The sequence below is a fragment of the Henriciella pelagia genome (genome assembly GCF_002088945.1).
Lineage (GTDB): Bacteria > Pseudomonadota > Alphaproteobacteria > Caulobacterales > Hyphomonadaceae > Henriciella > Henriciella pelagia.
Genome location: NZ_NCSU01000007.1, coordinates 765,189 through 790,034, shown reverse-complemented (window position 1 = coordinate 790,034; position 24,846 = coordinate 765,189). Strand labels below are relative to the sequence as shown.

General features: G+C 54.4%; 25 protein-coding genes. 15 read left to right on the top strand and 10 right to left on the bottom strand.

Features of this window, described 5'->3' with window-relative positions; genetic code table 11:
- Nucleotides 1-73: 73 nt before the first annotated feature.
- The 4 genes from B8746_RS06620 (at nucleotide 74) to B8746_RS06605 (ending at nucleotide 2,798) form a co-directional block, all read left to right on the top strand.
- Nucleotides 74-673, top strand: a complete 600-nt coding sequence (locus tag B8746_RS06620; RefSeq protein ID WP_084392741.1) for a YcxB family protein — start codon at nucleotides 74-76, stop codon at nucleotides 671-673.
- On the top strand, nucleotides 645-1,058 hold the full coding sequence (gene rbfA, locus B8746_RS06615) for a 30S ribosome-binding factor RbfA (RefSeq protein WP_084392739.1): 414 nt from the start codon (nucleotides 645-647) through the stop codon (nucleotides 1,056-1,058). The genes B8746_RS06620 and rbfA overlap by 29 nt, the downstream gene beginning before the upstream one ends.
- Nucleotides 1,059-1,351: 293 nt before the next feature.
- Nucleotides 1,352-2,227 (top strand): helix-turn-helix domain-containing protein, encoded by an 876-nt coding sequence (locus B8746_RS06610; RefSeq protein ID WP_084392737.1) that lies wholly within the window; start codon nucleotides 1,352-1,354, stop codon nucleotides 2,225-2,227.
- Between the two features lie 85 nt (nucleotides 2,228-2,312).
- A complete protein-coding gene (locus B8746_RS06605) occupies nucleotides 2,313-2,798 on the top strand; it encodes a hypothetical protein (RefSeq protein ID WP_084392735.1) in 486 nt (161 codons plus the stop codon).
- A 386-nt stretch (nucleotides 2,799-3,184) separates the two neighbouring features.
- Here B8746_RS06605 and B8746_RS06600 read toward each other — a convergent pair whose 3' ends face one another.
- From B8746_RS06600 to B8746_RS06590, 3 genes are all read right to left on the bottom strand, one after another.
- Nucleotides 3,185-3,556 (bottom strand): DUF2200 domain-containing protein, encoded by a 372-nt coding sequence (locus B8746_RS06600; RefSeq protein WP_084392733.1) that lies wholly within the window; start codon nucleotides 3,554-3,556, stop codon nucleotides 3,185-3,187.
- Nucleotides 3,553-3,930 (bottom strand): hypothetical protein, encoded by a 378-nt coding sequence (locus B8746_RS06595; protein WP_143434543.1) that lies wholly within the window; start codon nucleotides 3,928-3,930, stop codon nucleotides 3,553-3,555. Before B8746_RS06595 ends, B8746_RS06600 begins: the two co-directional genes overlap by 4 nt.
- A gap of 183 nt (nucleotides 3,931-4,113) precedes the next feature.
- The gene (locus B8746_RS06590) at nucleotides 4,114-5,481 is read right to left on the bottom strand and encodes a mechanosensitive ion channel domain-containing protein (protein WP_084392727.1); all 1,368 of its coding nucleotides are present in this window, start codon (nucleotides 5,479-5,481) and stop codon (nucleotides 4,114-4,116) included.
- Between the two features lie 85 nt (nucleotides 5,482-5,566).
- On the opposite strand from B8746_RS06590, the gene B8746_RS06585 reads away from it, so the two are divergent.
- Both B8746_RS06585 and truB read left to right on the top strand, forming a co-directional pair.
- On the top strand, nucleotides 5,567-6,172 hold the full coding sequence (locus tag B8746_RS06585) for a manganese efflux pump MntP (RefSeq protein WP_084392725.1): 606 nt from the start codon (nucleotides 5,567-5,569) through the stop codon (nucleotides 6,170-6,172).
- 89 nt (nucleotides 6,173-6,261) lie between these two features.
- Entirely contained in the window at nucleotides 6,262-7,200 is a 939-nt protein-coding gene (gene truB / locus B8746_RS06580) for a tRNA pseudouridine(55) synthase TruB (protein WP_084392722.1), read from the top strand.
- Here truB and B8746_RS06575 read toward each other — a convergent pair.
- The 7 genes from B8746_RS06575 to B8746_RS06545 all read right to left on the bottom strand — a co-directional run bounded on the left by B8746_RS06575 (nucleotide 7,197) and on the right by B8746_RS06545 (nucleotide 14,278).
- A complete protein-coding gene (locus tag B8746_RS06575) occupies nucleotides 7,197-7,562 on the bottom strand; it encodes a hypothetical protein (protein ID WP_084392719.1) in 366 nt (121 codons plus the stop codon). The two genes, truB and B8746_RS06575, sit on opposite strands and share 4 nt — an antisense overlap.
- A gap of 170 nt (nucleotides 7,563-7,732) precedes the next feature.
- Nucleotides 7,733-8,746, bottom strand: coding sequence for a COG3904 family protein (locus B8746_RS06570; RefSeq protein ID WP_084392716.1), 1,014 nt, complete (start codon nucleotides 8,744-8,746; stop codon nucleotides 7,733-7,735).
- A gap of 23 nt (nucleotides 8,747-8,769) precedes the next feature.
- Complete coding sequence (locus B8746_RS06565; RefSeq protein ID WP_143434542.1) at nucleotides 8,770-9,867, bottom strand: hypothetical protein; 1,098 nt, start codon at nucleotides 9,865-9,867, stop codon at nucleotides 8,770-8,772.
- Complete coding sequence (locus B8746_RS06560; RefSeq protein WP_143434541.1) at nucleotides 9,824-12,601, bottom strand: hypothetical protein; 2,778 nt, start codon at nucleotides 12,599-12,601, stop codon at nucleotides 9,824-9,826. The genes B8746_RS06565 and B8746_RS06560 overlap by 44 nt, the downstream gene beginning before the upstream one ends.
- The gene (locus B8746_RS06555) at nucleotides 12,546-12,938 is read right to left on the bottom strand and encodes a hypothetical protein (RefSeq protein ID WP_084392709.1); all 393 of its coding nucleotides are present in this window, start codon (nucleotides 12,936-12,938) and stop codon (nucleotides 12,546-12,548) included. The genes B8746_RS06560 and B8746_RS06555 overlap by 56 nt, the downstream gene beginning before the upstream one ends.
- The gene (locus tag B8746_RS06550) at nucleotides 12,935-13,531 is read right to left on the bottom strand and encodes a hypothetical protein (protein ID WP_084392707.1); all 597 of its coding nucleotides are present in this window, start codon (nucleotides 13,529-13,531) and stop codon (nucleotides 12,935-12,937) included. The genes B8746_RS06555 and B8746_RS06550 overlap by 4 nt, the downstream gene beginning before the upstream one ends.
- Before the next feature lie 90 nt (nucleotides 13,532-13,621).
- Nucleotides 13,622-14,278: a hypothetical protein gene (locus B8746_RS06545; RefSeq protein WP_084392705.1), complete on the bottom strand. Its 657-nt coding sequence runs from the start codon at nucleotides 14,276-14,278 to the stop codon at nucleotides 13,622-13,624.
- Between the two features lie 53 nt (nucleotides 14,279-14,331).
- Here B8746_RS06545 and cas1 point away from each other — a divergent pair, with 53 nt between their 5' ends.
- The 9 genes from cas1 to udk all read left to right on the top strand — a co-directional run bounded on the left by cas1 (nucleotide 14,332) and on the right by udk (nucleotide 24,834).
- Nucleotides 14,332-15,426 (top strand): CRISPR-associated endonuclease Cas1, encoded by a 1,095-nt coding sequence (gene cas1 / locus B8746_RS06540; protein ID WP_084392703.1) that lies wholly within the window; start codon nucleotides 14,332-14,334, stop codon nucleotides 15,424-15,426.
- A gap of 54 nt (nucleotides 15,427-15,480) precedes the next feature.
- Complete coding sequence (locus B8746_RS06535) at nucleotides 15,481-18,132, top strand: SMEK domain-containing protein (protein ID WP_143434540.1); 2,652 nt, start codon at nucleotides 15,481-15,483, stop codon at nucleotides 18,130-18,132.
- A gap of 5 nt (nucleotides 18,133-18,137) precedes the next feature.
- Complete coding sequence (locus B8746_RS06530) at nucleotides 18,138-18,509, top strand: hypothetical protein (RefSeq protein ID WP_084392698.1); 372 nt, start codon at nucleotides 18,138-18,140, stop codon at nucleotides 18,507-18,509.
- The gene (locus B8746_RS06525; RefSeq protein WP_084392695.1) at nucleotides 18,493-18,891 is read left to right on the top strand and encodes a hypothetical protein; all 399 of its coding nucleotides are present in this window, start codon (nucleotides 18,493-18,495) and stop codon (nucleotides 18,889-18,891) included. The genes B8746_RS06530 and B8746_RS06525 overlap by 17 nt, the downstream gene beginning before the upstream one ends.
- A gap of 3 nt (nucleotides 18,892-18,894) precedes the next feature.
- Nucleotides 18,895-19,929 (top strand): radical SAM/SPASM domain-containing protein, encoded by a 1,035-nt coding sequence (locus B8746_RS06520; protein WP_084392693.1) that lies wholly within the window; start codon nucleotides 18,895-18,897, stop codon nucleotides 19,927-19,929.
- Nucleotides 19,930-20,292: 363 nt separating this feature from the next.
- The gene (gene rpsO / locus B8746_RS06515; RefSeq protein WP_084392690.1) at nucleotides 20,293-20,562 is read left to right on the top strand and encodes a 30S ribosomal protein S15; all 270 of its coding nucleotides are present in this window, start codon (nucleotides 20,293-20,295) and stop codon (nucleotides 20,560-20,562) included.
- Nucleotides 20,563-20,628: 66 nt separating this feature from the next.
- Nucleotides 20,629-22,761 carry a polyribonucleotide nucleotidyltransferase gene (gene pnp / locus B8746_RS06510; protein ID WP_084392688.1) on the top strand — a complete coding sequence of 711 codons (2,133 nt, stop codon included), beginning with the start codon at nucleotides 20,629-20,631 and terminating at the stop codon, nucleotides 22,759-22,761.
- Between the two features lie 194 nt (nucleotides 22,762-22,955).
- Complete coding sequence (locus B8746_RS06505) at nucleotides 22,956-23,777, top strand: CAP domain-containing protein (RefSeq protein ID WP_158084552.1); 822 nt, start codon at nucleotides 22,956-22,958, stop codon at nucleotides 23,775-23,777.
- Nucleotides 23,778-24,144: 367 nt separating this feature from the next.
- Nucleotides 24,145-24,834: a uridine kinase gene (gene udk / locus B8746_RS06500; RefSeq protein WP_084392684.1), complete on the top strand. Its 690-nt coding sequence runs from the start codon at nucleotides 24,145-24,147 to the stop codon at nucleotides 24,832-24,834.
- The last annotated feature ends 12 nt before the right edge of the window (nucleotides 24,835-24,846 follow it).

The window sequence follows — 24,846 nt, the reverse complement described above, 5'->3', positions numbered from 1 at the left end:
ACATGATGCGACAAAGCCGGGACGTTGTCCCGGCTTTTCCATTTGCGTAAGACTCGTCTGTTTAGTTGCTCAAATGCCCGTCAGTCAGTTCCATCCCGCCCCCTCTCCCGCCGACATGCCACCAGAAGGGAGCCTGAAGGTTTCGGGGACGCTGCGCGAGAAGGATGTCAAACGCCTCGTCTCAAAGAGCCGCAGCTCCAATATCGGCCCCACGGCGCTCTATTATGCCGGCGTTACGGCCCCGGTCATCTCCTCAGGCGTGGCGCTCGCCGTCCGGCAGATGATCATCGGTTCCGGGATGTCGACCTACTGGATCTGGCTCATCTCATCCATCATCGCGGCAATGGCCGGTATCTGCTGGTATCTGATCTTCGTTCGCTGGTCCTACCGCCACCAGAATGGCCGCTCATCCGAGCTTGATGCAGAAACAGCCATTGACCTTGCCTCAACGGGTGTCCACATCCGTCGAGGAGACGTCGAAACCCGGATCGGATGGGGCGCCGTCGAGGCCGTCCACCAGACCCGCCGCGACACGCTCATCACCTTCCGCGGAGCCGGCCCTCTCCTCATTCCGGACAGATGGTTCGGCAAGGACAAGGCCGCCGCCAAGGCATTCAAGGCGCGGCTAAAGGAAGGACTGACCAATGGCACGCAATCAAAGGCGACGCAGTGACGTGTCTGCCCATGAGCCCTCCCAGCGCCAGCTGCGCGCGGGAGAGCTGGTCCGTCACGCCCTGACCGATATCTTCATGCGCGAGGAGTTTCGCGACCCGGCCCTGCAGGGCGTCAACGTCACGATCGGAGAAGTGCGCACCTCACCGGACCTGAAACATGCGCATGTGTTCTGTTCCCCACTCGGCGTCACCGAACCGGCCGCGCAGGATGAACTGGCCAAGGCACTGAACAGGGCCGCCGCATTCATTCGCGGCAAGCTGGGCAAGCAGATCGACATGAAGTTCACGCCGCAGCTGCACTTCATTGCTGACCATTCCTATGATGATGGCGCCTATATGGATGCGATCTTTAACCGGCCCGAAGTCAAACGCGACCTCGACTAAAAAAAAGCGGCAGGCCAGCGCATGCCAGCCTGCCAATTTGATGTGCGCAAACCGGAAGAGATTGAAAGTCCGGAAAGCCTGGTGCGTCCCCCCGACAAGTCCACGGTCCTGAGACCTCTTGTCTGCGGAGACTTGCCGTCACTTGCCTTCAGCCCCGCCTCAGCGTCCCCACAATCAGGCGCCCGAGACAAATAATGACCATTTGTCAGTGGACCCGCCGACAAAGAAACTATTGTACAGAATCGACATTATGAACTTTTTGTCAGTTGCGACGTTGGTTCATTCGGGTGCGGATGATCCACGCAAAGCGGGACACCGGTTCAATGTTGCACATGTCCTATCGACGCCCCGGCACGAGCGTGCGTGACCTGATCGGCAGCTATTATTGCGTTTCAATTCCAGAAGCCGTCAAAGATGTGATGCGCGCTGAAATTGCAAATGTACGCTTCATCCTGAGCGGTGCAGCCATTACAGACGTCAACGGCCAGGAGGAGCGCTACACGACGGGCGCAGCCATGCTGTGCGGTCCGACACAGACCTGGAGCAATATCTCATTCGAACCGGGCACCCACATTTTCGGAGCAGCCGTGACCCCTAAAGGCTGGGCGAGAATGTTCGATACGCCCGCCTTTGAGCTTGCCGACAAATTCGTTCCGCTTGCGGATCACGTATCTGCTGAGCAACACGTCCTGGTGCATGGCGTTTTCGACGCGGACGGGATCGATGCCCATGTCCGCGCAGCCGACCGGCTGTTTGCCGCACTGGACCAGTCTGACAAGAAGATCAATTCAGCCTTCCTGGATGCCGTCACCACCTGGCTGACCAATCCTGAGCCCAATGAGCTGAACGACCTTCTGGCAGCGGTGGACCTTTCACCACGCCAGATCGAAAGGCTGGCCAAACACTACTTCGGAAGTCCGCCGAAAAAGCTGCACCGCAAGTTTCGCGCGCTGCACTCTGCCAACCGCCTGGCCTGGGAGGAAGCCAGCAACTGGCAGGAAGCGGCGACGACCGCCTATTTCGACCAGTCGCATTTCATTCGCGAGTTCAAGGAGTTCAATGGACGCACGCCGCGCGAATTCCTGCAGGGCGCGCATCTTCTGGTGCGCCAGACACTGACGCAGCGCCGGCAGATCGAACACCATTCGCCGTACAGCCTCGTCGGCTAAACGAGCGTTCAAGCGTATACTTTTGATTAACCGTATTGACACAGCTTGCAAATCGACTCATTCGGACATCAACCAAGGAGTATGCATGATCTACTCTTCGTTCATTGAGATACTGTCTTTCGGTGCTGGTCTAAACTTCGCTTTCGGCGCTTTTTCTCAGTATACCAATCAGCTCGTCAGTGCCGAACGCGAGGAAATCAGAAAAACATTCTCTTTCTACGAATCAATCGATAAGTCGAATACGCCCACCTCTGAGCTGCGTCGAAAATTGAGTCAATTCAACGACATTCGAGAACAGTTCGACAAGATCGCAGATTCCTATGAAGCGCGAAGTATAATGTTTGCCGTGTTGTGCGCTGTTTGCGGTTCTATTCTGGTTTTCTTGATGGTGTTTGCAAGTGTCAGATTCGAATCTGAAGTGCCCAAAGCGCTTCCATTGTTGATTGCAATGCTGAACATGCCTTGGCTGTTATTTTTGCTCAAGAACTTAATGGACTACATTAGGCTTAAGGTTCGCGTTCAAAGACCTCGAATAAATTGGGAAGATGGACTTGACAGCCTGACTACCTGAGATTTAACAGGCGGTTATGGCGAAGAATAAAATTCCAGGTTGCGTTGATCCACAAGAAGGGGAAAATGGCTCAAAGGCCATAATCGATCATGTGCAAGCATTGATGAGCTTGGACAAGGTGAACGAGCCAGCGATCCAAGCATTGTTCCCTACGGTCAGCAGGTGGCGTAGCTCATCCTACAGGGATCGAAAGTATTCGCTAAAATTGCCGTGCGGCAACTATTTTGTATTTAATGCCAAGAAGAAGAGCGGCGCTCCCCGGCGAGTGACGAGCTACAAGCTAAATTGCCCGCATGCCGGGAAGTTTTCGTACGTCCCCTGAACCAGAACCGAAATACGAGCGCCAATCTCAGGCAAGACTGTTATAAATCTTGACCTTAGCTACCTCAGACAAGTCTCTGCTCGGTACGTGCGCGCAGGATTTTCTCCATTGCCTTGCCGCGGGCCAGTTCGTCAATGAGTTTGTCGAGATAGCGGATTTCCCGCATCGTCTCTTCTTCAACCTCTTCGACCCGGACGCCGCAAACGACGCCGGTGATCAGCGCGCGGTCGGGGTTCATGGCCGGCGCTTCGGCGAAGAAGGTCTCCATGTCGGTTCCGTCTTCGAGGGCACTGGCAAAGCTCTTTTTGTCATGACCGGTCAGCCAGAAGATGATCTCGTCGACTTCGGCCCTGGTGCGCCCCTTCTTCTCAGCCTTGGCGACATAGGCTGGATAAACGCTGGCGAAGGCCATTGTGTAGATACGGTGCTTTTTCATACGGCATAGGCCCTTCCAATGGCTTTCCAGATATTGTCGCGTTCTTCCGCGCGAAGATGCCGTAGCGGTGTCGCCGCGGAGTTTGGCAGAAGCAGGGACACATCTTCACGAGTAATGTTGTGCTTCAGCTGAACGGTATGAAAGACAGCAAGAATCTGGCTGAGATCTGACCGCAATTCGGCCTCGTTTCCGAACGGATTGCGCGATGAGAACAGGGCAAGCAGGAAGGAAATCGTCCCGACTGCCGCGCCGATCCATTTCATCCGGGTCGACAATTCCTCGACCACGAGGATCCAGAACACGCTCGCTGTGACGGCGGTAAAGAACATGGTTAGCCAGTATACGGCAGCGTCCCAGGCCTTAACTCGCTCCAATTTGCGCTCAATTGTACGTGGCGCAACGTGAAGGGCTGCTATCAATTCATCGCGTTGCTGAGGTGAAAGCGCATTCATGCGAAAAGCCTCTCACAGCCGATTGTGAACGTCCTGCACACTGTCATCGGTCCCTGTGTCATGAGATTGCCCCCTGTCGCATATCTGCCCCCTTAGGAGCCGAGCTTACTCCACCGGGCGGCCGCTATCCAGCAGGTCTTTCTCGCCGGTGGCGGCGCGTTCTTCGGCGACCTTCTCCGTGATGTGGTCATCCGGGCGGACGTCGAGCACTTCGGCTCTCGCTTCACGTTCACCCGCGCTCGGCCGAGGTGGTCGCTCTGGTGGAGGCGCAGGAGGGGCAGAGGCCGTACCCTTTCCTGCGACCGCACCGAGATTGCCATCGAGGCGAACGCGGTAGATCGGTTCGGGCAAGGTAAAGCCTTCGGCCTCAAGCGCGTCCTTGGCGGCGCGGATGGCGAGGCTGCGCGCCTTGTGAAACTCTGCGTCCGACTGGTCCACCCAGGCCAGGAAGCGCAGGACGATATTGCTGTCGCCAACGACCTTGATCAGCGCGTCGGGTTTGGGCTCCCTGAGGATGAAGTCGAGCCGGCTCATCGCAGCCAGGCCGCAGGCCATGGCGGCGACGGGATCGTCATTGGCATCGACGCCCAGCTCGAACTCGAAGCGGCGTTCAGGGTTGCGGGTATAGTTGAGGATGACCGCCTTGAAGACGGTCGAGTTGGGGATGCGCAAATGATTTCCGTCGAGCGTCATCAGGATTGTGGCGCGCGAAGTCAGCCGGACGACCTTTCCCTCATGCTCATTGATGAGGACATGGTCGTTGGCGCGAAAGGGCTGGCGTAAGGACAGCATGATTGACGAGATATAATTCTCGACCGTGTCGCGCACGGCAAAGCCGATGGCGAGGCCGATGACGCCCGCACCGCCAAGGATGGCGCCCATCAGCGCTGTCGCACCGACGAGGTTCAACGCTGTCACAAGGCCGATAATGATGGCCACAAAGCGAATTGCCTGCGCGATGATTTCTGCAAGGAAAGGGTTCGGCGCGATGCGGCGCCAGGGCGCGCCCCAGCTCGCGATGAGGTGGCCGATCAGCCAGATGATGATGAAGACAGCTATTGCCAGGCCGACGAGCGGCAGCGCTTCCCAGGCCCGCCGCAGGCTGGTCTGCAGGTTGGCAATGGCTGGAGACAGTGAGGTTTCGACCGCCAGGCTGCGTTCGATGGAATCCTCAACCGTGACCACGCCTTCGAGGCGCGAGGCAATCGCGACCGCGCGGACACCATCTCCCTGCTGGCTCACCGTGCCGGAGAGGGACACGACGCCTGAATTCACATCGATCGAGATGTCTTCCAGACCGCGCACTTCTGAAAAGATGGCGGACAGGCGCGCGGCGATGGCGTCATCGGGGATGGTGCGTTCGGCGGCGATGGGTTCCGACGGTGCGGAGGCTGGTTCTTCCTGCGCAGCTGCCACCGCCGCAAAGGTTGCGACCAGCAGCAGGATCAGGAAATGTCTCAGCGTGTGGACCATGTCCTAGCGGAATACATGAGAGCTGTCGGAAGTTCCATGATCTTCGGGGTTGCGCGGCCCTGCGGCGCGGGCGAGAAGCGCTGCGATGACCGGATTGATCACCCTTTTTGCCCTTGCCCTGTCGCTATCTGTCGATGCGTTTGCAGCCTCGCTGGGCAAGGGGGCCGCAGAAAGGAAGATCGGCCTTCTGGATGCGGCCAGGATCGGCGCGGTGTTCGGCGGCATGGAAGCGGTGATGCCGCTGATCGGCTACACGATTGGTATTGCGCTCGCCAGCTGGGTGGCAGGCGTGGATCACTGGATCGCATTCGTGCTGCTGTCGGCTGTCGGCCTGCACATGATCTGGGAAGCGCTGTCGGGCAATATCGAGGCCGATTTCGACGATGCAACGAACTCGGTCGCGCCGGGTATGGCGCGAAAAGGCCCGAAATGGCTGCACCTCGTCCTCGCCGCCTTTGCCACCAGCATCGACGCGCTTGTGGTTGGCGTCAGCCTTGCCATGATGGATGTGAACATCATCGTGGCGGTGGTGATCATCGGCTGCGTCACCGCTGTCATGGCGACGATGGGGGTTCTCATTGGACGCAAGGCCGGTGAACGCCTCGGACACTGGGCCGAAGTGGTGGGCGGCGTGGTCCTGATTGCCATCGGCTCCCTCATCCTCTGGCAGCATCTCACTGCTGCCGGTTGACGCCGCCACGCCGCCGCATTAGCCCGGCAGCCGACCCAAGACCGGCCAGCGTCCGAACCGCTGCCGACCGGCCCTGAAGGAGAAAAGACTTGGCACGTAAACGCAAAGGTCTGCCTGTGCATGGCTGGCTCAACGTCGACAAGCCCGTGGATGTCACCTCGACGCAGGTCGTCGGCATCCTGAAACGCCTGTTCAATGCGCAGAAGTGCGGTCATGGTGGCACGCTCGACCCGCTGGCTGATGGCATCCTGCCGATTGCCTTCGGCGAGGCGACCAAGACGGTGCAGTGGGCGATGGACGCCGACAAGGAATACGTCTTCACCATCGAGTGGGGCCGCACGACGAGCACGCTCGATGCCGAGGGCGAGATTGTCGCCACGTCTGATGTCCGCCCCACCCAGGATGCCATTGAGGACGCGCTGGAACAGTTCGAGGGCGATATCGAACAGGTGCCGCCGAAATATTCAGCCATCAAGGTGGATGGCGAGCGCGCCTATGACCTTGCCCGCGACGGTGAGGAGTTCGAGATTCCGTCCCGCAAAGTGACGGTGTACGAGGCGCGCCTGTTGGAAATACCGGATGTCGACCATGCGGTGATCCATGTGCGCTCTGGCAAGGGGTTCTATGTCCGGGCGCTCGCCCGTGATCTGGCGGCTGCGCTTGGCTGCGAGGGTCATGTCTCGCAGCTGCGCCGCATTCGTGTGGGGGTCATGCATGAAGGCGCGGCGGTGAAACTTGCCGAACTGGAGGCAATGGAGAGCCGCGACGACCTTCTGAAGACGCTCGCGCCAATCGAAGCCGTGCTGGACGATGTACCGGAGGTCGAGATCAGCGCAGAAGACGCCGCCATGATCCGGCAGGGCCGCGAGGTCATGCTGTTGCCGCATGTGGTGGAGCAGTGGCGGCTGGAAAAGGACCCGGATCCGGACAACCGCATTGCCCTCGCAATGGACGGCGACACAGCCGTTGCCATGGGCGAAATCCGCGCCGGGCGCTTCCAGCCGAACCGCGTCTTCCAGATGGGCTAGCAGTTCCCGTTTGCGTCCGGCCCCCAGGCCTGGGAGTTCACGCCAAAATTTGCTGGCGCGAAGACATAACCGATGTCCATCGTCCCGCCGGGCTCAACTCGGTAATGTCCGCCCATGCTGTAGGCATCGGCATAGGAGTTTGGCGTGAAGTTGACGCTGACGCAGACGGGATAGGCATTGTAATTCGTGGCAGAGAACTGCCAGTGCTGGGTGCCGTCCCAGCCGTCTTCCATCAAGTCGCTATAGACAAATATGCCATCTTCATCGATGAGCGTTTCACGCTCGACGAGATAGGGCTCGAACGTCTCGCAACCGCCAAGCACGAAAATCGCCGCCGCTGCGGCCAGAAATCCAGTTTTCAAGAATGTGTCTCCAGACGTGGGAACAGCAGCAATAGCAACAGCCTCAGCGGCTGCATAGACCGATATTGGGGAGGGGGATGGGCGGATGACCCACGCAGCCTCGCCCCACCCCGGTCCTCCCCGCGAGCGGGGAGGGGGTATAGTGATGTCCGGAGAAAAAGAAGAACTCGCTACTCTCGGAGGTGCTTCTGGAGCATCTGATCCCTCTCGAGTGCACAATTACTAACTTTGAGGGTCACTAGTTGAGCGCTTCCAGGCGGCAAGGCCAAGTAACCGGAAATATCAGGATACTGCTCCATTCTCGCCACAGTATCGAGCATCCAATCCCATGCTGGTTGACACGGCGTTGCCAGATTATTCTCCTTCATCTTCGAGGTATATGCGATACACAACTCTCTAAAAGCCCGGTTCAACTGTTGGGCTTTTCTGACGGAATAGTTTCCCGGTGCATATCTCGGCTCATCGCACTTTGTGAGCAGATATATTGGGGCTTGCCGCTCGGCATCTCCAAAAGGGTCTTCTGTAAGTTCTGCTTGTTGAGGCCATTGGTTGTCATTCAGTAAGTCGAGGTCATACTTCTCTCTCGTGGACAACTCATAGATTGATGTTGGGTCAACAGACGACGCTATTGCTGCGACTCGTGGGCTGATACCCATCTCATCAAGATAGCTGACAATCACACCGCTCGTTTGTTGCGCCAGAGAAAATGCGTCGTACTGCGCGATTTCATCGAGTGGCCCAGAAAATTGGTGAAGGCCGATTGAACTATTTTGTTCTTCCGAGCGTGAAACACCACCTGCGAGCAAGAAAACGCAGGCTGAATGGCAATGCCCCGGAATTTTCTGGAAGATATTGTCTTCTTCATCGGCTCTCGAACCTGCGACTTTTGTATTCAGGCCCTTCTCACGGATTGAAAGCCCCATTTCGATAGCCGCAGCCAAGTTACCGCCGGAGCTATCTAGATGGATTTCGTCAACGAACGGGTAGATATCGAGCGCTTCGTCAAAATCGCGTGGCGTTTGAGAACTGATTAGCCCCGTTGCCTGCAACCAAACGCAATTAGGGCAACGCTCTCTATCGGATTGAAGTTCGAACTCCATAGTTTGCGACTGGCAAAGCGCAATCGGAACAACATTCACAGCGATAGCGAGACAGATCGACGCCTTTTTCATAATGCCTAGCATGGGATGAACTTATCTCACTTCTGTCAATTTTGAGGAGGGTCAGCGCTGTCTGCGAGATACCTTTCCCAAGCGGTGCGATTAGTCTCCATTAGATCAATTTCCGGGTAAGCATCTCGAACACGATTTAGTATTTTGGCTAGCGTGACAGACATTTCGCTACAGGCCGCAGTTATCTCGTCCCAGCTCTTTGAAACTTCATCTTGGGGTTCAAACCTATCGTCACTCGCAAACACGTAGTGCGTCCCAGACAAGTCTATATTGTACCGTGCCGGGTGGCTTAGGCTGTCCTCCCATGCGTCGCTGAAACGCTTAATCAATTCCTGCATCGGACTATCATACAGATGCCAGAGACTGTTTTTGAAGACGCTCTGAAAGTCGTAGTAAAAGTTGAATACCCGATGATGAAACCGAGCGGGGGCGTCGTGCACGAAACCATCCAATGTTGGCAAGTGTAGATGCTCAAGTAGCCATCGCAATTTTGCGCTGTCTCGCTCATGTTGAATCTCGTGAGTTGATTTGCCTTTAAGTTCGGCGGGCCTCTTAGGATTAGAAGCTTCGATTTCGCGAATTGCGCTCAGCAACAATTTGTTGAGGTTGTCCTTCTGTTCTGAGGTCGGATTATCATCCATCGAATACGGAGCGATCCGATTACTCTGAAAGTCGAAGGGGGTGTCCCGTTTGAGATTTCCATAACGTTCGTTGAACAACAAAATAATTCTCGACCATCCCAAGTGAGCCACCGCAAAGCCGAGCTCGAAAACTACATTCGGATTCAACGCGGCCCGCTTGCCGTTATAAGCCCCCCGAATTACGGATATATCCGCTACGAATATGTCCGCTTTTTCAATTTTTTCTCTAATGGAAGCTGTGATGTCTTCACTCCCCGACATCTCACGGGTCGCGTGATCATAGGTTAGACCATCGCCAATCGACTTTATTGCCTTCCTCAGTCCGTTTCTTATTGGGTTCAGAGTAGCGCTTTTTGGAAGATCGCTTTGCCAAGCGAAAAATAGGGTTCTCGTCTTCTTGGTTTCGGACACGTAATCCTCAATATGCAATAGTCGAAGGTCTTCCCCTTCAACTGTTTTGCTTACAGTCAAATGATATTGTGCAAACTTCAACCGCGCGATCTTCCCCAAAGTCCCCAACCTTGTTCGCTTCCTTCCCAATCAACCCAACAGACCGCACTCGAACGTGCCGTCGCTCGGTTCGCCCTCGATCGAAGCGCTCGCCATTATCGAACTTCATCTCTGAGCTTAGATGATAGGTTGCCAAAGCTTCGGCGTAGGTTTCCAGTCTGTCGGACGTAATCGGTTCGCCCGATTCACGGCAAAAAACTGATTTCAATATTTCCTGCGGGTCGCGGTCAAACGGGGCGACGGGATAGATTTTCGACTGAGGCGATTTCGTAGGCCGCCCTCGTTTACTCGGATCGACAACCGCTACCTCCAAAGCGCTGTGAACGCGCTTGCGCCGCATAGGGATTGCCATAAATCCAAACGGCTTCGCCTGATCAGCATATGACTTGCCTTCGTTGAAGGTTTTCATCCAATGCAAAAGAGCGGGACTGCTGGCGGTGTATCTCTGAATGGCTGGAAGCTTCAGCGCTGGATGAAAGTCCAGCCGCACCTGATTAGGTGTGCCATTTAGCGCCGCTGAGATGGTGAAATACCAATAATCATATTGCCATCGCTGAACGCCAATCTCGGACAGGCTCACGGATGGATCGGGTACGCCTTTCGCTGGATTGGTTTCGTCATAGGGCGACATCAAATGCCCCAAACCGTGGGCCGACGCCTTGCGAATGATTGGCGTCTTTTCCGCTGACAGATTGAAGAGCGAATAACGTTTCGCAGAGATCGCCCAACAATAAAGCGGCTCGACTAGCCCTTTGTGCTTAGGGTGATAATTCACCTTCTCGGGTTGAAGAATTGAACCTGCCGCGTTGTAAGGATTGAGTGCGGCGAACCAATCCACGACACGTTTTGCCCGATCGTGAAAGTCTGTCCGCGACATGCCATCGGTACGAGCAAGCGCAATGCTATCAGTATCGCAGAATGCCCAGTCCAGCTCTTCGCGAATAGCGACGCATTCGGCGCACGCCAGCATCAACCGTGATGAACCGGTGATGAGGGTCGCCAGCAATGGATTGAAGAACTTACCTGGCTCTTCGACGGCTTTCGTCTCAAACGATTGGGGCTCGCCATCCAGCCCTACATAAGAGATCGGTTTGGGCTTCGGGTGATCGTCACGAATGACTTCGGCAAAGATGCCATAGCAGGCTGAGTTGGCGAGAATTTTGAGCTGCTTCTCGATCGCATCTTTGGCGGCTTTTGCGCCATCGCGCATGTTGATCAGTTCAACAAACATGTCCGAGCGTGTCGGATCGAAGTGAAAGTCTTCGCGCCCCAGCAAGTTGATTGCGCGTAAGCCCTTTTGCGGCCGACCAGCCCGAAAACCTATCGCCTCTTCAATGATTGGCGTTTGACCGGTCAGAAGCTTCGACGCGATCACGTCTGGCAGCGTGTACCAAAGGGAATGATCGGAATGGATGTGGTTGAGCCCGATCGTGAGCGTGTCTTTGTCAGGATCATACTGAGCCCGCGCCGGCAACACATCGCCTCGCGGCTTGAGCTTTACGATCGCACAAAGTCGTTTCCAGGTCTCAGGCTTTTGTAGGTCTTCAAGTTCTATATCTCGGAGGATGCTTCGAACGTCTTCAGTCGCGTCATAGTGTTCGATGCTATCTGCGATAAGGAACTCATGAAGTCCCAAGAGCGCATTGTTCGTCGGGTACATTGATTTGAAGTCGCAGTGGAAAACCTCTTTGATCACGCGCCGGTTTCGAACTTCCGCCCGCCCCCCAAAAAAGGTGGCCATAAGTGCGCCCATGATGTCCGGCGCGATGCCATCCCAACCACGATGAAGGTAAGGCTTAATACCCATTCGCTTGAGGAGCGCTTTCCCAATGCTCGCTTCGCTCAGAATTTTGTTGAGCGGCGTATCGAGCCCGTAGCTCGCATAGAGCGCTTTCAAAGTAGAATAGCACTCCCAGGTGGCTTGAACGTCGGCGCGGGCATAATCGATGTAATCGAATGAAAGCGGCCCGCCGTGCTCTTCTGTTTCGTGTTTCTGAGTGGCGACACCTAAGCGCTTGCAAAGTCGCTTCAACGAGAACCGGCCTGTTAGCAGCGCGGAAGAAATAGTCTTTGTATCGATGAAGCAGCCGCGATTGACGGGCACTTTCACACCGCGTTTGCGCATGCCCCGGCCCGTGAACTGTTTGGCGGGCGCAGCGAAGTCTATGAGCGAAGCCGATGGGTTCAGCTGTTTCACTCGAATGTTCGGCTGATAGATGTCAGGCGACACTTCAAATCTGAATCCACCGCGCATACTAAGACGCGCTTCGCTTGAATCCGTCGCAATTCTCGCAATGTCGTAGGGAAGATTGTGACCGATGATCGTTCCGTTGGCGTGATAGCCAATTTTGAGAATGATCTCATGTCGGAACTCTTCGACGGTGATCAGTTCTAGATTGTGTTCGTCGCAATAAGCGATCGCCACAGCGAGATCGCTTGCGGGCAAATCGTCCGCGACGAATAGGAACTCTCCCTGCAACTTTCCCGATTTGCGAACCTGGCAAATACCGATCCGAAGCTTCTGGCTATTATCAGTTGTCGTCTCTGTATCGAAAATGATCTCCCAATCAGATGTGAGATCAGCTTGTTGGCGATCATAGAAGTAGCCGAGCGGCTTCCTTTCAGGCTTGTAGCTGAAAGCCCTTACAGCGAGATCGAGATCAGTCAACGGCGGCATCATCATCTCCGTCGATCTGCTTTGCTTCTTCTTCGGCAAATTTGAGCAACTGCTCGGCGAACGTAGTCGCTGTTGCTGCAAACTTCTGGCTTCTGTTGGCGAGGGCCAGCAAGTATCGCGCGATCCGCTCATGATCAGGTCGCCCTGTTTGGGGTGAGTAAGGCATCGTCTTCTCCATTTCTGATGTGATGCAATGGCAATTCAGGCACTCGATGATTGCGTCATGGATGCCGAACTGTCGGGGGATGATGTGCGAGCGCTGAAGCGCCGCTTTCAGCTCTTCGAACGCGCACAACAAGCAAATGGGGTGGCGAGTTTTAAGCCTGCGGAAGTCGCGCTCATCGCTTAAGTCAGAAGAGGAGATGAGCGGCTTCATATCGCGCCCTCCCCAGGTTCAAGAACTTTGTAGATTTCCGTGAAGGACGGCTCGTCCTTTTGGACGTATCGGATCAATGTATTGGGGTCTGTGATGAGCGGGTGATCGTTTCCACGCACGTCGCGAACGGCTTCGTCTTCGAATTCGTCCAACAACGACGTGTCTTGCGTAAGAACGAGCCTACCGACCCGATTGAAGTAGACACCGACACGGCTTGCTTCGGGGAAGCCCGCGACTGTGACGGCGATGGTTTGGGCGTCTTTATTAATCAGTGGGACGCGGCGCGGGCGCTGATCCGTCAGCACCCAGCGATTGTTGATCTTCGACCCTAGCCTTTTCGCCTGGACCGTTCGCTTCAGTCTTTCAGCGGAGACTTTATAAGTCTTGGCCGCTCGGGTAAGTGATGCGCCTTCACCCATCGCAGAGATCGCCGATTGAATGCGAGCGTCAGCGGCGGCTGAGACGGCTTTGCCGGAAGCAGAGAGTTCGCTGGCTTTCGGGTGTCCGCGCGCCTGAGAAAGCGTCAGACCGCGGGCAAGCCCGCGCGCTTTGCGGCGCTTATACTCTGCTTTGTAGTCTCTCTTGCGGGCCATGTTTGATCCGATTGCTGATGTCGGACCAAATCTGGCGCGGGCGTTCTCCTAATTCGTCTCAGTTGTCTCCCCATTAAATTTGAGGAGAAATTAGGACTGATTTTTCAGAGGTTTAAATATTTTCTCATCTCGCTCAAATGACTTGAGACTAAACTTGCTCCTCGTGTCCCAATGAGGGTGGTGTTCGTCGATGTATCTTCGGTATGCGGCAAATCTGGTTTCGATGTTGTCTCGATCGAAGTCGGTAAGGCCTGCCTCTAGACATGCTGTTATTATTGCGACCCGTCGGCTCTTGGCGCTCTTCGGTCCAGTAGTTGGAGGTCTCTCCGTCGGAGGGGTGTACTGTGCTTTTAGAACCCTCAGATCGCGAAAACTCCGATCGTCGGAGCGGGCCTGGTTCAATTCCGCAGAAATATCCGCTCCGATCCAATAGTCAGGTCCGATTTCGACTATCGAATTATCTTGGTCGGTAATACCAATCAGCCGTATTTCTTCCGCGATTAAGGCGTTCCGCAATTGGTCATATGCATCAGACCTGTACTCTCTTTCAGCATTTGAAATTGCCAAAGATTGGGCTGCGGAAGAAAGCGTGCGATTTAGGTTCGTTGAACTCTCAGCTATATCTAGATGCTTGATTTGCTCGATTAGTTGTTCCGAATTTTGATCTCGAATGGCGGCGAGTAACTCGTCAAAATAGTGCTTGAGCGGCTTCGATTTAGCCCAGATTTTATTTAAGTTTTCGGCCATTTCGAATTAGAATCCTTATTGTGAATTGAAATAGTAATTCGGGGTAATTCGAAATGGAAATGCAAGCCCAATACTCGAAGCTGGAAGTCGATGAATGGGCTGAGCGCTGTTCGTATTGGATTGCGCAATCGGAAAAGCAAAAGCCAATTCGAAAGCGACGGGAAAAGCAAAAAGCACCGCTAATCCTCAATGGATTCGGGCTTTCCATTTCCGTTGATAAAGGCCGATTAGTTGTTCGAAACGGGCGAACGCATTTTCCGCAATCGCAATTAGCAATTACGTACTTCAAAGGCAGTCTGGAATTACCGCCACGCATTGTGATTATCGACGGCGCAGGTTCAATTACTCTGGACGCAATCGATTGGCTAGCTGATCAGGGCATCCCGCTTATCCGGGTTAAATACGATGGTTCAAACGCGTCAGTGATGAGCCCAAATGGCTACGCTGCCGATCCAGAAAATGTCGCCTGGCAACTAAAGGCTCGTGAAAGCGAAGCTCTGAAAGTCGAGTTTGCGATCCCACTGACAATCCAAAAGCTGGAAGCCGCACTGGTAACGCTTCAGGATTTTCTGCCTGCTTCAGCATCACGAAATCGAGCGATCGAAACCGTTTCATCCTGTCTCGAATTCATTCGGGACGGACAAGCCGACACCGTGCAGAGACTACGCGGGCAAGAAGGCAAGGCGGCTTATTGGTATTGGCGAGCCTGGCAGCACCTCGACATCAAATGGAAAGCCGGAAAACGCTATCCCATTCCCGATGAGTGGCGGAGCTTTACCGCTCGATCGTCGCTAAACTCATCGAAGAAAGAGCCAAACCGGAATGCTTCGCACCCGGTGAATGCGATGCTGAACTACGCCTACACAGCTTTGCTGACCCAAACGAAAATCCAGGCAATCGCGGACGGCTATGATCCAATGATTGGCGTGATGCATGACCAGCGCGAAAAGCACAAAGACAACACGCCGTCATTCGCTTTGGATTTGATGGAGCCGATGCGACCCGTGATCGATCGAGTGATCTTGAGGCTCATCGCGGAAGAGACATTTTCGGGGGCGGATTTTGATTTGCAGACTGATGGAGTTGTTCGAATCAACCCTGAATTTGCTCGAATCATCGCTTCCCCTGTATGGATCAATCCAAGATAAACTCGATATTGCATCTACTGCGTTGATCAGCATTAATCTCACCGTAGCTTCCACATGAATCGACTTGAATACCTTCAACGATCCCAAGACCTGTTAGCTCGCCTCACCACTCACGTGACCATCGCGAATTCGGGCGGACATTTTGATATCAACCAAGTTGCAGAAGATGTTTATACCCCGGTTTTGGCGGAACTATTTGGATGTCCCGATTTAAGAAATCAGAACCGGGATAAATCAAATTTTCCCGCCATCGATTTGGGGAGCGAAGGTAATCGCATTTCATTCCAAGTCACATCTGACCGATCTAGCGCCAAGATTACTGAAACTTTGCGGAAGTTTCGAGAACACCAGCTCCATACAAAATATGATGAGGTCTATGTCCTGATCATCACCACCAAGCAGGAAAGCTATTCCTCAACAAAATTGGCCGCTGAGATAGATGCGCTCTCAGTCGAATTTGACGTGCGCAAACACATCATTGACTACAGGGATTTGTCAAAGCGTCTTAGCGAATCCGACACCGCAGTTATTCAGGCCGTTTGCAGTGCTCTTGAGCAAGAATACTCTCGAGCTGATGCAACCAAGAAATTCAATCAGAATCTACAAAAATTCCTGGAAATCGGGCGCAGCAAAATTGAGTTTGAGAAGAACACTGGCAAATACATTCCTGCGGTATTTGTAGAATGCTGCGCTGCCAAGGATGCTGTGCGGTATTTCGCTAATCCCCTATTCTTTCATAGAAAGATCGATGATGCGATTAACAGGCTCAGTTTCGACGGCCTCAATGAGTTGCTCGGGCTAGCTGGCGTTGACAGGGTGGAAGTTGATCTTGCGGCGGCAAAAGTCCAAGAGGCACCCTCTTCACTAGATGAATTATCTGAAAAGTTGACGGTCCAAAATGATGCCCTGGTTCGAATAAGAGAGGCTGTGGCGCCTTTTGCTTGGGGAGGGGATAAACAGCAGAGATATAAGCCCGTCGAAACCAAGGAGACTGAGTGGCAGCTGTTCAGCTTCCAGATTGAAAGCAGCGGTAGCGGAATTCAGTCTGGAGTCGATAAAGCGATCGAAGCGATCTACATTGCCAAAGCTAAAATATTCCTCGTCACCGGAATGGCCGGTCAAGGAAAAACAAACTTTGTCTGCGATCTGATCGAAAACCAATTCCGGAAGTTCGAAATTCCTTCCTTATTTGTGCCAGCAAGGGAATTGAACAATTTCCAGGCGCCGAACAGAATAGTGCAGTTCATTGCAAATAATCGATACGCTCCCGAAGCTGAAACTCTGCACGAACTCCTGAGCTTGTTTGAGCGGGTAGCGAATGAAAACAGCAAGCCATTTGTAATAGCGATAGACGGGATCAACGAAGTTGGCGCTCTGAGTGAATTTAATGCCGAGCTCAAAATCTTCTTGGATGCAGTCTGCCAATATCAGTCGATCAAGGTGTTGATCACCTGTCGCAGCGAATTTTTTGATCAGCGATTTTCAACGCTCCTCAGCGAACCATTTTCCGACAAAATCTACAGGATAAACGACTTAAAATCCCGAATGTCGAATGCGTCGAAGGATCGTCTTATAGAGGCGTATTTCAAGCACTTCTCCATTTCCCTCGATTTGTCGAAAAGGGCGGCTAACTTTCTGAAGAATGATCTTCTTTTGCTAAGAATCTTTTGTGAGAACAGAAGAGGTTCCTCGGGTGAATTCGTATCCGATATATACAAAGGAGACCTGTTTGAGAGTTATCTGCGAATGCGCGCCGACGCTTTCTCCAGAGAACACCAAAGAAATATGGTTCCCACCTTGTTCAAAATCGCGAAGACGATGATCGAACAGGAGGAGTTTTCACACATCTCATTACGAAATTTCACGAACGCAGAACTGGAGACTGTTGACCGATTGATATCGGATGACGTTGTGCTCCGGAGAGAGGTTCCGGATGCTGGATTATCATCAATTGGCTCCGAGAACGCGTCGTTCATTTATGACGAACTTCGAGATTATGTCATTGCTGAATATGTCGTCAGCGAATTGAGCGAACAAAACTTCGCTGAGATGAAGGCCTTGTTTGAGCGCCTGCCACAACTGCCAATTCGCGAAGGATTATTTCGCTATGTCTATCTCTTATCAAGAATGCGTTCGAAAACTTCTGTCCTCGAATTGTGTGAGGAGTCCGAGGAATTCCTCAAACACTACGCTCTGAATCTTCACTTAATCGCGCCGAATAATCAGAATGATTCGGACGCAGAAAAAATTCGGAACTTACTAAATTACCCGGGCAAGAATGTTGTTCTCCGCGACTTGGTGTTCTTCCTGTTTAGCCGCCGGAACAACACTGAGATTGTGAACATCGAACTACTTATTGATCACATCAACTCGCTGACTGACACCCAATGCGCTGCGTTCATGAAATCAACTTTCTCAGAACCACTAGATTTTGGGAGGACCAGTTGGAAGGATAGAATTGGGCAATTCATTGAGCCAATCATAACCTTCAGTGATGAGGAGATTGGCGGGTTAGATAAGCCGGTAGTTTCCTTCGCGCTTCAAGTTGCTGGATTCTCCGACTGGGAAACAAAAGAGAAGTTCAAGAACCGGGTCGAGAGCGCCGTTAGAGCGGGGCTTTTGCGAAAATCGATCGAACTTTTGATTCCGGCCAAGAGCGAGACTATCCGTCAAATGGTCGTAGAAATAACTGAACCGGCTAGGTGAGAATAATGCAGTTCGACGACTTCATATTGGCGACATCCTGGAGCCCGGACCGACAGCAATTCTTCGATGCCCTTCGTATTCGTCACCACGGATTAGCAGCCCAGCTTTTCGGGCAGATTTTCGACGTCTTGTTCGTTGTTTCCCTTGATTTGAGGCGGGAATACCAGAGGTACTATGCTGTCGAGTATGCTTCATTCAGCGACTACGTCGAAATTTACTATGGTAAAACTCTCTCTGATGTTGAGCGAGAAAAAGAGCACGTATTTTGGATAAAATACGTGCCATCGCTGCTGGACACAGCTTTTGAAAACCATCAACTCGAAGCGGTGCTGAAGGTGATTAGCCGAATGGAGATCGAATATGAAAGTGAAGATTGATTTCATCTCGAATAGTTCATCAACTTCGTTCGTCTACATTGCGGAAAGTGATCTTTCAGAAGATGCATTCTTCGAGGCAATTGGGGTAGACCGAGAAAGCCCCGTTGCCGACATATTTTTCCGGATGCACTCTAAGCTCTGCTCCAGCATTCAGCGAGGCCGAGAACTGCAATCACAAAATCAAATTGATATTGTTTCTGACGAGTATGGGTTCACTCCAGCAATAATCGATAAGATGCGTACTGCTGTCGCAAGCGGCAAACGCGTCGTCACCGGTTCTCTTAGCAGCGAAGAAGACCTGGCTGAGATGGTGCTTTGCACAAGTATCTTTCAGATTGAATCCGACGAATTCTTCATCAACGCATACAATAGCTTTTGGTAGACAATGCTTCGAATAAACCGCTTCAAAAGCCTAGGATACACTTCATTTTTCAATTCAGAGACGGGATTCTTTGCCAGGGTTCCCGATGCTGGGGCCAAAGAGCCGTTTTGGTCTCCGCACGGCCCAGAATTGATGGACATCTCTATCACCAACTGGTGCGATAAAGGCTGCACATTCTGTTATAAATCCTCGACTAGGCGGGGGCAGCACATGAAATTGGACGATTATAAGTGGGTAATCGACCAAGCCGCAGAGATGGGTACTTTTCAAGTGGCACTTGGGGGCGGCAATCCCAATCAGCACCCAGATTTCATAGAAATTCTAGAATACACAAAATCTAAGGGCGTAGTGCCCAACTACACAACCAATGGCAGAGGTCTTTCGACTGAAATTCTCGACGCTACTAAACGGTGCTGCGGAGCCGTCGCTGTTTCTGCGTATCCGCCATACGATGAAACAGAAGACACAATAAAGACGCTGGCCAAATATGAAATCAAAACCAACGTTCACTACATTTTGGATTCTGAAAGTATAGAGACCGCAATTGAATGGTTGAGGTCTCCCCCAAAATTTTTGAAACTGATTAACGCACTCATTTTTCTCAACTACAAGCCGTCTGGCAGAAAAGTCTATGAGTCCAAACTTCTACGCCATAGCGACCGGTTGGATGAGTTCTTTCAGCTGGCGACCTCAGATCAGGCGAAACTAAAAGTTGGCTTCGATGCTTGTTGTGTGAGCGGCGTTTTTGCTCGCACGAACGCCAGTACTTCATTGGTAGACGCTTGCGATGCGGGCCGTTTTTCGTTGTATGTCTCGGAGGACTTAAGAGTTCATCCCTGTTCTTTCCAAAGCGGTTTGGCAGATGGCGACACCCTCAGTAATGACTTGTCCCTGAGTGACATCTGGCTCAAGTCAGAAAATATGACGGACTTTCGGAAGTACTTCAGTTCTGATCGATGCGGGGGATGCTCGCACCGGAGCACCTGCATGAATGGCTGCCCACTATTCGATGATCTTGTCGTCTGCGGAAATCGCTGAAGTTCGACCGATCAACCCGCTAGGCATTTTTGCCCAAACATCACTATACCCCCCCCGCGAGCGGGGAGGGGGCGATGATGTCAGAGTTTGCGCTTTTCGCCCGTTATGGTTCGCCCCCCATCCTGAGCCTGTCGAAGGAGCGAGGGACGGGGCGGGGAGAGAGCGGTCAGGGCTTACATTCCACCCTTCCCTTTCGGGCCCAAATGTGCGATGTGCGCGCCCTTGAGACGGACTTCTCGCTCTCTAGCCCGGCTGGACGACATCCCGGCCCTGGCTGAATGGTGAGAACCGGCTTTCTGAACCCCGCCATTGAAGGCGATCCTTTACACCCGCCCCACGGGGCGAAAACAAGAAAGATATACGATGTCGATTACGGCAGAAAAGAAATCTGAACTGATCAAGAAATTCGCCCAGAACGAAGGCGATACCGGGTCTCCGGAAGTCCAGGTTGCGATCCTCACAGAGCGCATCAACAACCTCACCGAGCACTTCCAGACCAACAAGAAAGACCACCATTCGCGTCGCGGCCTGCTTAACCTCGTCGCCACGCGTCGCAAGCTCCTCGATTATCTGAAGAGGAAAAATGAAGGGCGCTACAGCGCTCTCATCGAAGAGCTCGGCATTCGCCGCTAGCTCTAAACCTAGCCCGCCGGACATGGGGTCCAGGCGGGCTTTTCGTATGAAGAGAAAGACAATTTGATGTTTGACAAGCAAACCGTGTCGCTGGAATGGGCCGGCCGCACGTTGACGATCGAGACGGGCCGTGTCGCTCGTCAGGCAGACGGGGCCGTCCTCGTCACGTATGGTGATACGACCGTCCTCGCGACCGCCGTGTTCGCCAAGCAGGCAAAGCCGGGGCAGGACTTCTTCCCGCTCACGGTCAACTACCAGGAAAAATATTACGCATCGGGCCGCATCCCGGGTGGCTATTTCAAGCGTGAAGGCCGTCCGACCGAGAAAGAGACCCTGACGTCTCGCCTCATCGACCGCCCGATCCGTCCGCTTTTCGTCGAGGGCTTCAAGCATGAAGTCCAGGTCGTCCTGACAGCGGTCTCCTACGACATGGAGAACGATCCGGATATCGTCGGCATGATCGGCGCTTCCGCTGCACTTGTCCTGTCCGGTGCCCCCTTCATGGGCCCGATCGGCGCAGCCCGTGTCGGCTACAAGGACGGCCAGTACCTGATCAACCCGACAGCCGCTGACCTCGAAGAGTCCGAGCTCGACCTCGTCGTCGCCGGTACCAATGACGCCGTGATGATGGTGGAATCGGAAGCCAAGGAGCTTTCCGAGGACGTCATGCTGGGCGCCGTCATGGCCGGCCACGAAGCGATGCAGCCGGTGATCGATGCGATCATCAAGCTTGCCGAGAAAGCCGCGAAAGAGCCGTTCGAATTCGAAGGCGAAGACCTTTCCGCTGAGCTCAAGCAGATCCAGGACCTTGTCGGCGCGGATCTTTCTGCTGCTTACAAGATCACCGAGAAGCTCGAGCGTCAGGAAGCTGTCGGCGCAGCCCGCACGAAAGCTGCCGAAGCCCTCGTCGCCACCGAAGAAAAGCCGGACGGCATGCCCGAGGCGGTCTTCAAGTCTGCCTTCAAGAAGGCCGAGGCGAAAGTCGTTCGCGGTGACATCATCAAGACCGGCAAGCGCATTGACGGTCGTTCGCTCGATCAGGTTCGCCCGATCGTCGCCGAAGCCGGCTTCCTGCCACGCACGCACGGCTCTGCCCTGTTCACCCGCGGTGAAACGCAAGCAATCTGTGTCGCAACGCTCGGCACATCCGACGATGAGCAATTCATCGACGGCCTGGGCGGAACGCACAAGGAGAAGTTCCTGCTTCACTACAACTTCCCGCCATACTCTGTCGGTGAGACCGGCCGTATGGGCGGTGCCGGCCGCCGCGAAATCGGTCACGGCAAGCTCGCCTGGCGCGCGCTTCAGGCCGTCCTGCCCAAGCCGGAAGAGTTCCCGTACACCATCCGTCTCGTCTCCGAGATCACCGAGTCCAATGGCTCGTCCTCGATGGCGACGGTCTGTGGCTGTGCACTGGCCATGATGGACGCTGGCGTTCCGATCAGCCGTCCGGTGTCCGGTATCGCCATGGGCCTCATCAAGGATGACGAGGGCGTTGCCGTTCTCTCTGACATCCTTGGCGACGAGGACCATCTCGGCGACATGGACTTCAAGGTTGCCGGCACGGAAGCGGGTATCACCTCGCTGCAGATGGACATCAAGATCGCCGGTATCACCAAGGAGATCATGGACACCGCTCTTGCCCAGGCAAAAGGTGGCCGCTCTCACATCCTCGCCGAGATGAACAAGGCGCTTTCCGGTGCCCGCGACGCGCTCTCTGAGAACGCACCGCAAATGGAAATCGTGAACATCCCGGTCGACAAGATCCGTGACGTGATCGGTTCCGGTGGCAAGACGATCCGCGATATCGTCGACACGACGGGTGCCAAGCTCAATGTCGAGGACGATGGCACGATCCAGATCTCCGCGCTCGATCGCGCGTCGATCGATGCGGCCAAGAAGCGTATCCGCGAACTGACGGCCGAACCCGAAGTCGGCGAGATCTATGAAGGCAAGGTCGTCTCGATCAAGGACTTCGGCGCATTCGTGAACTTCTTCGGTCCGAAGGACGGCCTGGTGCACGTCTCGCAGATGGCAGAAGAGCGCATTGGCCACCCGAAGGACATCGTCAAGGAAGGCGACACGGTCTGGGTCAAGCTCATGGGCTTCGATGACCGCGGCAAGGTCCGCCTGTCCATGAAGACCGTCGACCAGGAGACCGGCAAGGACAAGGAAGCGGCGGAAGCCGACGCTGAATAGTCCGCACCGCCAATAAAGCGTTTAGAGTCAAAGGCCGCTCCTTCGGGGGCGGCCTTTTTCGTTTCGCTAGCGGAATATGTCAGCTGAAAAGCGCAATAAAATCAGAGTCTGTCCGTAGACGGACTTTAAAAATGCTGCACTGCAGCCCAGTTTTTCTATTGACACAGAACTGTCACATTTCAAATGATGCAGTTATGTTACAGAAATATGACACTCTTCGCACCGCATCTCTGCTGGCCTTGGCGGCAGCGGGCGGTACATTCGCAGCCTCGGCAGAGTCGGTATGCGACCTCTCCGACGGCTATGGAACCTCACTCGTTTCCTATGTTCAGGAGGTCGATGCCTGCCTCGCGGAAAACGACGCCTTCGCAGATGAGATGGAAGCCAGCCTTGCCGACCTTACCAATGCGGCCCGTAGCAATGCCGGTCTTGAGCCGGTCGCCCGCCGCGCCTCGCTCGACAAGGCCGCACGCGCCCATGCCCTCGACATGGCGGCCCGCAATTATGCAGGACACAATGACCTTGAAGGCCGCGGCCATGTCTACCGCATGCGCGCACTGGACCGTCAGCTGCTGACCGGCTCTACCGGCTCCAATGTCGTGGTCATGTCAGCCGATGCCGATTCCGGCGAAGTGTTCGACATGATCATTTCAGATGCCACCAATCGCGAGAACCTCACACACGAGACGTTCACCGATACCGGGATTGGCGTCGCAGAAGCGAATGGCAAGATCTATGTCGTGCAGATGCTGACCACCGTGGACGGCGAGCTGGAACAGCCGCTGCCCCTGTCGCTGGCATCCGGCACGAGCCTCGACCCGCGTATCCATGACAAGATGCTCCGCACGGCTGGGTGGAACCTCTCTGATGAGAGCGGCCAGCGGCTCGCCGGCGGCAAGATCATGCGTGTGACCGCAGATAATCTTGCGGCCGACGAGCACGCCTACCTCAACGTCCTCGTCGAGATGAATGCAGACACTTATGTGCTGCAGGGCCCGATGGTCTCAATGCAATAGATCATCCCCGAGACGGGAAGAGGCTCCCGTCTTTTGAAGAAGGGCGTCCTGCAGCGCAGGGCGCCCTTTTCGGTTCCAGGCCTTGGTGCCTAACCGCGCCCCGCCTTGCTTCGACAAGCTCAGGATAAACGGGGAGGGGGATTGAGGTGTGGCCGACCGCTGACGATTCGCCGACGGCCTCATGGTTCGACTTCGCTCACCATGCCGGCCTTCACTGACGTCTGAAATAGCCCGCCATGGTGAGCGAAGTCGAACCACTGGCGGGCGACACATTGAAACGATTACTTCCATCGCCCCCTCTCCTCTTGGAAGGGTCGGGGTGGGTTGGGTGCTTTCCTGCCGCGCCTCTTCGGTCTAAACGCAAGGCATGTCCAAACCTGAAGCATATCTCGTTGCCATGTCGGGCGGATCTGGCTCTGGCAAGTCCACGCTGGCCGACGCGCTGATCGACAAGCTCGGCACAGACAGGGCCGTGATCTTCCACGAGGACGGATATTACTGGCCGATGCGCCACTATGGTCCGTGCGAAACGCCGGAGCAGCGCGCGGCGATCATTGAGCAGGCCAATTATGACGACCCGGCGTCGAAGGATAATCGCCACCTCGTCAACGATATCAGGGCACTGAAATCAGGTCAGGCGGTGGAACAGCCGGTCTATGACTTCGACAAACATGACAGGGACACGACGCGGACCTTCCGGATCGAGCCGAGACCGGTGATCATCCTGGAAGGGATACACGCCCTCTCCGTGCCCGAACTCCTGCCGATGATTGACCTGTCGATCTATGTCGACACGCCGGACGATCTGAGGCTCGCAAGACGCCTTCGCCGCGATGTGATCGAGCGCGGCCGGTCGGTGCAGAACGTGCTTGAACATTACCTGAAGACAGTTCGCGCCGCCCATTATCGTTTCACCTTTCCGTCCATGTTCGAAGCAGACCTCGTCATCGCGGATGAAGGCCTTCCCGCCTATGGCAAGGTCTGTCCCGGCGAGGAGGCCATCGACCGGATGCTGGCGCCGGTTCTCTCCCGCCTGCAAAGCGCTGGTGTCCTGTAAACCATTTTCGGG